Source organism: Streptomyces sp. NPDC006487, from assembly GCF_042870555.1.
Classification (GTDB): domain Bacteria; phylum Actinomycetota; class Actinomycetes; order Streptomycetales; family Streptomycetaceae; genus Streptomyces.
In genome coordinates this window covers 54,987-64,611 of sequence record NZ_JBIAHN010000028.1, presented here as the reverse complement: position 1 = coordinate 64,611, position 9,625 = coordinate 54,987, and the positions used below count along the sequence as shown (strand labels likewise).

Annotated in this window: 3 protein-coding genes, 1 tRNA gene and 1 rRNA gene; 4 read left to right on the top strand and 1 reads right to left on the bottom strand. The window is 70.0% G+C overall.

From position 1 onward, the window contains the following. From rrf to ACFYM0_RS35925, 3 genes are all read left to right on the top strand, one after another. A 5S ribosomal RNA gene (rrf, locus tag ACFYM0_RS35935) occupies positions 1-93 on the top strand; the annotation flags it as partial. Positions 94-98: 5 nt separating this feature from the next. Beyond that, a tRNA-Thr gene (locus ACFYM0_RS35930) sits at positions 99-174 on the top strand. A 109-nt stretch (positions 175-283) separates the two neighbouring features. Further along, the gene (locus ACFYM0_RS35925; protein ID WP_388509298.1) at positions 284-922 is read left to right on the top strand and encodes a hypothetical protein; all 639 of its coding nucleotides are present in this window, start codon (positions 284-286) and stop codon (positions 920-922) included. A gap of 405 nt (positions 923-1,327) precedes the next feature. Here ACFYM0_RS35925 and ACFYM0_RS35920 read toward each other — a convergent pair whose 3' ends face one another. Beyond that, positions 1,328-3,850 (bottom strand): SpoIIE family protein phosphatase, encoded by a 2,523-nt coding sequence (locus ACFYM0_RS35920; protein ID WP_388509295.1) that lies wholly within the window; start codon positions 3,848-3,850, stop codon positions 1,328-1,330. A 255-nt stretch (positions 3,851-4,105) separates the two neighbouring features. On the opposite strand from ACFYM0_RS35920, the gene ACFYM0_RS35915 reads away from it, so the two are divergent. Further along, positions 4,106-9,616: a HAMP domain-containing protein gene (locus tag ACFYM0_RS35915; protein WP_388509315.1), complete on the top strand. Its 5,511-nt coding sequence runs from the start codon at positions 4,106-4,108 to the stop codon at positions 9,614-9,616. Positions 9,617-9,625: the final 9 nt, after the last annotated feature.

The window sequence follows — 9,625 nt, the reverse complement described above, 5'->3', positions numbered from 1 at the left end:
CGCCCGGTTTACATTCCGAACCCGGAAGCTAAGCCTTTCAGCGCCGATGGTACTGCAGGGGGGACCCTGTGGGAGAGTAGGACGCCGCCGAACAACCCGCCCTTTTAGCTCAGTCGGTAGAGCGTCTCCATGGTAAGGAGAAGGTCAACGGTTCGATTCCGTTAAAGGGCTCCAAAACGAGAAGGCCCCCGCCATTGGCGGGGGCCTTTTTGCGTTCCCCGAATCTTTCCTGCGTATCCTTCGGGTTGATCTTGAGGATGCTGTCCAAGGGGAGGAATGCGTGATGTCGGATCAGACTCCGGCCGAGGCCGAGTTCGAGCAGGCCTGGGCCGACGAGAGGCATACACGGGTGGTTCTGCCGGCCGTGGACGTGAACCGGATCCTGGGGGAGCGGTACACCGCTGCAGAGCCGGTGGCGCTGGACCGGGCGGGGATCTGGGACATGGAGGTCCGGAAGGCCGGCAATCCGGGTGCCTTCATTCCGAACGTCATCAAGGAGGGCTCAGCCTCCGCCTGGGTGCCGGGCCGGGCGGGTGCGGAGCTGGGGGCCGAGTTCGTCAGGCAGTCGCGGCAGAGGCTGTGGCTCGAGCCGGACGAGTACGGACTCGTGCTCGAAGAGACGTACCTCAACCACGACCGGCAGGTGGTCACCTTCCTGGGCCGTGAGACCTTCCCCGACGTGCAGGGAGCTCCCCTGCATGCGGACGACCGCCAGCCGCTGTTCCACGTACAGCACGGGGTCGCGGGTACGGACGAGCAGCCGCTCAACACCTGGCGGATCGTCCTGCTGACCGATCAGCCGGACGACCGGCTGGCGAAGGTCTTCGACCGGATGGCCGGTCAGGCTTGGCTGCCCGAGTTCGTCGAGCTGTACGTTCGGGACGTGCTGGGGATCGCCCTGACGCGTCGGGATGGCGTCTGAGGGACGGTGTGGAAGGGCCTCTGCCTGGTGGCGGGGGCCCTTTTGTGCGTGAGGGGGTCCGGGACTTCCCGTCAAGCCCCGAATCTTCGGGCCGTGACCGCGGGTGGGGTTCGGGGCGCAATGGGATCAACAGGAGTTCCCAGCCCCTCGATCCACGGGAGGAACGCTCATGAGTACCGAACGGATCCGACACATCGCCCACACGGTCAGGACGGCCGTGACTGCCCATGGTGGCTCCCCGTCTCCGTCCCATTCCCCGTCCCCGTCGCCTTCCCGGTCCGTCAGCGGACGCGACTCGGTCGTCGAAACGGGCAGCCGTACGCCCTGGACCACGGAAATGGCGGCCCCGTCCTTCATGATCCTGGTGGCCGGGCCCCGTCGCTGAGGGGTGTGGCGCGACGGCGTTCAGTCGCCGTCGCGCTGCTGGGGGATGCGGAAGGCCAGGATGGCCATGTCGTCGGAGGCGGGTTCGGCGGCGAAGCGTTCCACCGCGCGCAGGACGCGGGAGGCGACGGCGCCGGCCGTGAGGCCCGTACAGGTGGTGAGGACCTCGGCGAGGCCGTCGTCGCCGAGCATGCGGGTGCCCTCGCGGCGTTCGGTGACGCCGTCGGTGACGCAGAGGAGGACGTCGCCCGGGTCCAGGGTGAGGGTCTGCTCGTAGAGGTCCAGGTCGTCCAGGACGCCGAGGAGCGGTTGCGGGTCGGCGGCGGAGGTCACCTCGCCGTTCGGGCGCAGGCGCAGCGGCAGGGGGTGGCCCGCGCAGACGACCTTCATGTGGGCGCCGCCGTCGGGCTGGGGGTGCAGCTCGCCGTAGAGGAGCGTCAGGAAGCGGCTGCGGTCGCCCTCGTCGAGGATGGCCGCGTTGAGGCGCTCCAGTACGGCCGGGCCGCCGAGGCCCTCGCGGGCCAGGAGGCGCAGGGCGTGGCGGGCCAGACCGGTGACGGCGGCCGCCTCCGGGCCCGTACCGCAGACGTCGCCGATGGCGAAGCCGTAGACACCGGGGCGGATCGGGAAGACGTCGTAGAAGTCGCCGCCCACCTCGTTGCCCTCGCCGGCGGCGCGGTAGATGACCTCGACCTCGATGCCGGGGATGGTGGGGGAGCCGGGCGGCAGCAGGCTGCGCTGGAGCGAGCGGCTGATGGCGGTGCGCTCGGAGTACAGGCGGGCGTTGTCCAGGGCGAGGGCGGCGCGGCGGGAGAGGTCCTCGGCGAGTTCGAGGATCTCCTGCCGGAAGTGCTCCTCGGAGGGCTTGCCGAGGGTCAGCATCCCGATGACGCGGTTGCGGGCGAGGAGCGGGAGGACCACGGTCTCGCCGCCGACCGCCAGGGAGGTCTCGGGCCAGGGACGGGCGCCGGACTCGCGGACCGGCTCGGGCGGGCTGACCTGGGCGAGCAGGGCCTTGAGACCGTCGATGCGTTCCTCGTCCTCGTGCAGGACGTACGAGAGGAACGGGTCGGAGGACTGGTCGGCGATCGTGTAGACGGCGCACCAGGTGGCGAGGGTGGGGACGGTCATCTGGGCCATGAGGGCCAGGGTCTGGTCCCGGTCCAGGGTGCCGGCGAGCAGGTCGGAGGCCTCGACCAGGAAGGAGAGGGAGCCGCGGCGCAGTCGTTCGAGCTCGCCGAGGCGGGCCGATTCCACGGCGAGGGCGATGCGGTCCGCGGCGAACTGCAGGCGCAGGGCGTCGTCGTTGGAGTAGCGGCCGGGGATCTCGGCGGCGACGCCGAGCGAGCCGGTGAGACGGCCCTCCACCTTGAGGGGGACGGTGATGGCGGAGCGCATGCCGGTGGCTTCGAGGAGGGGTACCGCACCGGGGACGACGATGAGGTCCTCGTGGACGGCGGGCATGCGGGCGCTGCCGTACCGGTTGGTGCCGGCTTCGACGGGGACGCGGGCGAACCGCTGGCGGGTGGAGGGCAGACCGGTGGTGGCGCGGACTTCGAGCTCGGTCTCGTCGTCGGTGGCGAGGAGGAGGAAGGCGGAGTCGGCGTCGAGGAGGTCGCGGGCGCGTTCCACGGTGCGCTGGAGGAGGCCGTCGAGGTCGTCGGGGGCGGGAGAGCCGATGAAGATCTCGAAGGGGTCCGCGGGGCGGGTCTCGGTCAGGTGGCCGCCGTCCATGGGGACCCGTGCGGGGCTCTGCAGCAGGGCGCGCTCGTCGTCGTGGACGAGCAGACAGACGATGGAGGGCTCGCCGTGGGCATCGCGGACCCGCAGGTGGGAGGCGTAGATCGGGATGACGCGGCCGTCGGCGCCGCGGATGCCGTAGCTCCCCTCCCAGCGGGACAGGCGCAGGGCCTCGGCGATGCCGGTGCCGGTGCCGGGGGTCTGCGGCCAGGCGGCGAGCTCGGCGAGCGGGCGGCCGACCGCCTTCGAGGAGAGGTGGCCGAAGATGATCTCGGCGTCCTCGTTCCAGGCGGAGACGATGCCGGCGGAGTCGATCTGGAGGACGGCGACGCGGACCCGGCTGTCGGCGAGGGGCAGGAGCTGGTCGGGGACCACGGGTCCCGCGGAGCGGGTACCGACCGGACGGTCCGGCATGTCGAGCCGGAACCACACGTGCTTGTGCGTGGCCGTGTACTCGACGCCCCAGCGGGTGGCGAGGGCGGCGCAGAGCATGAGCCCGCGGCCGTTCTCCCGGTCCGGGTCCGCGTACGGGCGGTCGCCGGGGTGCTGGAGCGGGAGCTCGCGCTCCGGGTAACGGTCGGCGACCTCGACCCGTACGCCGTCCTCGGTGCGCAGGCACAGGACTTCGGCGCGGGTGCCGGCGTGGACCACGGCGTTGGTGACGAGCTCGCTGGTGAGGACCACCGCGTCGTCGACGATGTCGGCGAAACCCCAGCCTTGGAGGGTGTCGCGGACGAATGCGCGGGCAGCAGCGACTGAACGCCCCTGTGGTTCGAAACTGGCAGCCGCCCGTGCCGTGATCACAAGTCTCCTTCGACGCGGTGGACAACGGATGCCAGGTTACTTACCTTCGCGGTCGCCATGGTGCCGTCGTCTGGGAATCCACCCGCAGGGTGTGGCCGGTGTGCGATGGTGCCGGAGTGTTATGGCCAGGTTCGGCCGGGGTGAAACACTGGGCAGGCTTGGAGTCACGCAGGAAACGGGCACGGCGTAGGTGGACGCAGTCTGATGAACAAGATGCCCGGTGGAACAGTGGTCGACCCCTTCGGGAGGGACACGGTGGAGGCTGGCGCGGCGGTGCGGCGTACGGGAACGCGCCCGAAGGGAGGACGCTCCCGCAGGGGCGTGACGACGGAAGTCGACACCGCGGCCCTGAACAGGCTGCTCACGGCCCTGGTGTCGATGCGGGACGGAAACTTCCGCAAACGCCTGACGGTGTCCGGCGACGGCGTGATGGCGGAGATCGCCGCCGTCTACAACGAGGTGGCCGACCGCAACCTCCACCTGACCGGGGAGCTGTCCCGGGTGCGGCGGATGGTGGGCCGCGAGGGCAAGCTCAGCGAACGGCTGGAAACGGGTGCCTGCGAGGGCTCCTGGGCGGCCGCGATCGACGCCTCGAACCAGCTGGTGGACGATCTGGCCCGGCCGGTGTCCGAGGTCGGCCGGGTGCTGTCGGCGGTCGCCGAGGGTGATCTCGACCAGCGCATGGACCTGCGCACCCAGGCCGCGGAGGGTGCCGGGCACCCGCTGCGCGGGGAGTTCCTGAAGGTCGGGCGGACGGTCAACAACCTGGTCGACCAGCTCTCCGCGTTCACCGACGAGGTGACGCGGGTGGCGCTGGAGGTGGGCACCGAGGGCAAGCTCGGCGGCCAGGCGCAAGTGCGCGGAATGTCCGGATCCTGGAAGGATCTGACCGACTCCGTCAACACGATGGCGTACCGGCTCACCGCCCAGGTGCGTGACATTGCTCTCGTGACGACGGCGGTGGCCAAGGGCGATCTGTCGCGCAAGGTCACGGTGCACGTGGCCGGCGAGATGCTGCAGCTGAAGAACACCGTGAACACGATGGTGGACCAGCTCTCCTCGTTCTCCTCCGAGGTGACCCGCGTGGCCCGCGAGGTGGGTACGGAGGGTGAGCTCGGCGGCCAGGCGAAGGTGCCCGGGGTCGCGGGCGTGTGGAAGGACCTGACCGACTCCGTCAACACGATGGCGGGCAACCTGACGGCACAGGTGCGCGGTATCGCGCAGGTGACCACGGCCGTGGCCAACGGCGACCTGTCGCAGAAGGTCCGGGTCAGCGCGCGCGGCGAGGTCGCGCAGCTGGCCGAAACGATCAACCAGATGACCGAGACGCTACGGACCTTCGCGGACGAGGTCACGCGCGTGGCCAGCGAGGTCGGGGCCAAGGGCCTGCTCGGCGGTCAGGCGCAGGTGCCGGGCGCGGCCGGGACGTGGAAGGACCTCACCGACTCGGTGAACACGGTCTTCCGCAACCTCACCACGCAGGTGCGCGACATCGCCCAGGTGACGACGGCGGTGGCCAACGGCGACCTGTCGCAGAAGGTCACCGTGAACGTGGCCGGCGAGATGCTGGAGCTGAAGAACACCGTCAACACGATGGTGGACCAGCTCCAGTCCTTCGGTGCCGAAGTGACGCGGGTGGCCCGTGAGGTCGGCGTCGAAGGCGAACTGGGCGGGCAGGCGCAGGTGCCGGGCGCGGCCGGGACGTGGAAGGACCTCACCGACTCGGTGAACACCGCCTTCCGCAACCTCACCGGACAGGTCCGCAACATCGCCCAGGTGACGACGGCGGTGGCCAACGGCGACCTGTCGCAGAAGGTCACGGTCGACGTCTCCGGCGAGATGCTCCAGCTGAAGAACACCGTGAACACGATGGTGGACCAGCTGTCCTCCTTCGCCGACCAGGTCACGCGGATGGCGCGGGACGTGGGCACCGAGGGCCGGCTCGGCGGCCAGGCACGGGTCGAGGGGGTGTCCGGCACCTGGAAGGAGCTCACCGACTCCGTCAACTTCATGGCCGGGAACCTGACCTCCCAGGTGCGCCAGATCGCCCAGGTGACCACGGCCGTGGCCCGCGGCGACCTCTCCCAGAAGATCGATGTGGACGCGCGCGGCGAGATCCTGGAACTCAAGAACACCATCAACACCATGGTCGACCAGCTCTCGGCCTTCGCCGAGCAGGTGACCCGGGTGGCCCGGGACGTGGGTACGGAGGGCCGGCTCGGCGGTCAGGCGCAGGTGCCCGGCGTGGCCGGCGTCTGGCGCGATCTGACGGACTCGGTGAACGGCATGGCCGGGAACCTGACCTCGCAGGTGCGCAACATCGCGCAGGTCGCCACCGCGGTGGCGCGCGGTGACCTGTCGCAGAAGATCGAGGTCGATGCCCGGGGCGAGATCCTGGAGCTGAAGAACACCCTCAACACGATGGTGGACCAGCTCTCGAACTTCGCCGAGCAGGTGACGCGGGTGGCCCGCGAGGTGGGTACCGAGGGGATCCTGGGCGGCCAGGCCGAGGTGAAGGGCGTCTCCGGCACCTGGAAGGACCTCACCCAGTCCGTCAACTTCATGGCGAACAACCTGACCTCGCAGGTCCGCAACATCGCCGAGGTGACCACGGCGGTGGCCATGGGCGACCTCTCCAAGAAGATCACGGTCGACGCGAAGGGCGAGATCCTCGAGCTGGTCACCACCGTGAACACGATGGTGGACCAGCTGTCGTCCTTCGCCGAGCAGGTGACGCGGGTGGCCCGCGAGGTGGGTACCGAGGGCATCCTCGGCGGGCAGGCCCGGGTGCGCGGGGTCACCGGCATCTGGAAGGACCTCAGCGACAACGTCAACACCATGGCCGGCAATCTGACCGCCCAGGTGCGCGGAATCGCGCAGGTCTCGACCGCGGTGGCCAACGGCGACCTGACCAAGACGGTCACCGTCGAGGCGCGCGGCGAGGTCGCGCAGCTCGCCGACACCGTCAACACCATGGTCAAGACCCTGTCCTCATTCGCCGACGAGGTCACGCGCGTGGCCCGCGAGGTGGGTACGGAGGGCCGTCTGGGCGGCCAGGCGCACGTGCCCGGGGTCTCCGGGACGTGGAAGGACCTCACCGACTCGGTGAACTTCATGGCCTCCAACCTCACCGGCCAGGTGCGGCAGATCGCCATGGTCACGACCGCCATCGCCAAGGGCGACATGACCAAGAAGATCGACATCGACGCGCGCGGTGAGATCCTGGAGCTCAAGACCACGATCAACACGATGGTCGACCAGCTCTCCTCCTTCGCCGACCAGGTGACCCGCGTCGCCCGCGAGGTGGGCACCGAGGGCATCCTCGGCGGCCAGGCCCGGGTCCGGGACGTGGACGGCACCTGGCGGGATCTGACCGAGTCCGTGAACGAGATGGCCGGGAACCTCACCCGGCAGGTGCGCGCCATCGCGGCCGTGGCCACCGCGGTGACGCGGGGCGATCTCAACCTGAAGATCGACGTGGACGCCGCCGGCGAGATCCAGGTCCTCCAGGACAACATCAACACGATGATCGCCAACCTGCGCGACACCACCTTGGCCAACAAGGAGCAGGACTGGCTCAAGGGCAACCTCGCCCGCATCTCCGCCCTGATGCAGGGCCGCCGCGAGCTGGACGACGTGGCCTCGCTGATCATGAGCGAGCTGACCCCGGTGGTCTCCGCGCAGCACGGGGCGTTCTTCCTGGCGCTGCCGACCGGGGGCACCACCGAGATCGGGACCGACGGGGGCGCGGACGGCTCGTACGAGCTGCGGATGCGCGGGAGTTACGCGTACGCCGGCGGGCAGATGCCCATCGCCTTCCGGCCGGGGGAGGGACTGATCGGGATGGTCGCCGAGGAGAAGCGGATGGTGCTCATCGAGAACACCCCGCCCGGCTACCTGAAGATCTCCTCCGGGCTCGGCGAGGCCCCGCCGGCGCACGTGATCGTGCTGCCGGTGCTCTTCGAGGGGAAGGTGCTCGGCGTCATCGAGCTGGCCTCCTTCCAGCCCTTCACGCAGATCCAGAAGGACTTCCTCAGCCAGATCGCCGAGATGATCGGTACGAGCGTCAACACCATCTCCGTCAACTCCAAGACGGAGATGCTGCTCAAGCAGTCGCAGGAGATGACCGAGCAGCTGCGCGAGCGTTCCGACGAGCTGGAGAACCGGCAGAAGGCCCTCCAGGCCGCCAACGCCGAGCTGGAGGAGAAGGCCGAGCTGCTGGCCCAGCAGAACCGGGACATCGAGGTGAAGAACACCGAGATCGAGGAGGCCCGGCAGGTCCTGGAGGAGCGTGCCGAGCAGCTCGCGGTCTCGATGCGCTACAAGAGCGAGTTCCTGGCGAACATGTCGCACGAGCTGCGGACCCCGCTCAACTCCCTGCTGATCCTCGCCAAGCTGCTCGCCGACAACGCGGACGGGAACCTCTCGCCGAAGCAGGTGGAGTTCGCCGAGACCATCCACGGCGCCGGCTCCGACCTGCTCCAGCTGATCAACGACATCCTCGACCTGTCGAAGGTCGAGGCCGGGAAGATGGACGTTTCCCCGACCCGGATCGCGCTGGTCCAGCTCGTCGACTACGTGGAGGCCACCTTCCGGCCGCTGACCGCCGAGAAGGGACTCGACTTCTCGGTACGGGTCTCCCCGGAGCTCCCGGCGACCCTGCACACCGACGAGCAGCGGCTGCTCCAGGTGCTGCGCAACCTGCTGTCGAACGCGGTGAAGTTCACCGACACCGGGGCGGTGGAGCTGGTGATCCGGCCCGCCGGGGCCGATGTGCCGATCGCGATCCGCGAACAGCTCCTGGAGGCCGGTTCGCTGCGGGAGGCCGACGCCGACCTGATCGCCTTCTCGGTGACCGACACCGGGATCGGGATCGCCGCGAGCAAGATGCTGGTGATCTTCGAGGCGTTCAAGCAGGCCGACGGGACCACCAGCCGCAAGTACGGCGGCACCGGCCTCGGACTGTCCATCAGCCGGGAGATCGCCCGGCTGCTGGGCGGGGAGATCCACGCGGCGAGCGAGCCCGGCCGCGGGTCGACCTTCACGCTGTACCTGCCGCTGCACCCGAGCGAGCTGCCCCCGCAGGGGTACGCGCCGCCGACGCCCGGCGGGGCGCGCGGGGAGCTGTACCGCCGCCCGTCCGCCGAGGAGGTGCGGCCCGAGCTGCCGGCGGCGCCGGTCGCGCAGGGCCCCGTACCCCCCGTCGGGCCGATGGCGCTGCCGCGGGCCGGGGAACCGGTCGGGCAGGGGTCGTCGGCGCTGTTCCGGCGGCGCCGCAAGGCGATGGCCGAGCCGCCGCTGCGGGCGGAAGTGCCCGGCCAGGGCGACGCGGACGCGTGGGCCGTCGAGGATCCGCTGCCCCAGGCGCCGCGGAGCTACGACTTCCACGGCGAGCGGGTGCTGATCGTGGACGACGACGTGCGCAACGTCTTCGCGCTGACCAGTGTGCTGGAACAGCACGGGCTGGCGGTGCTGTACGCGGAGAACGGCCGGGAGGGCATCGAGGTCCTGGAGCAGCACGACGACGTGGCGCTCGTGCTGATGGACATCATGATGCCGGAGATGGACGGGTACGCGACGACCTCGGCGATCCGGCGGATGCCCCAGTTCGAGGGGCTGCCGATCATCGCGCTGACGGCGAAGGCCATGAAGGGGGACCGGGAGAAGGCGATCGAGTCCGGTGCGTCGGACTACGTGACCAAGCCCGTCGAGCCCGACTACCTACTGTCGGTCATGGAAGGGCACATGCGCGGGGCCGGGGCGTGACCGGGCGGG

Coding starts and splice junctions, on each gene's coding strand:
- ACFYM0_RS35925 (WP_388509298.1), top strand. CDS start 284: ATGTCGGATCAGACTCCGGCCGAGGCCGAGTTCGAGCAGGCCTGGGCC.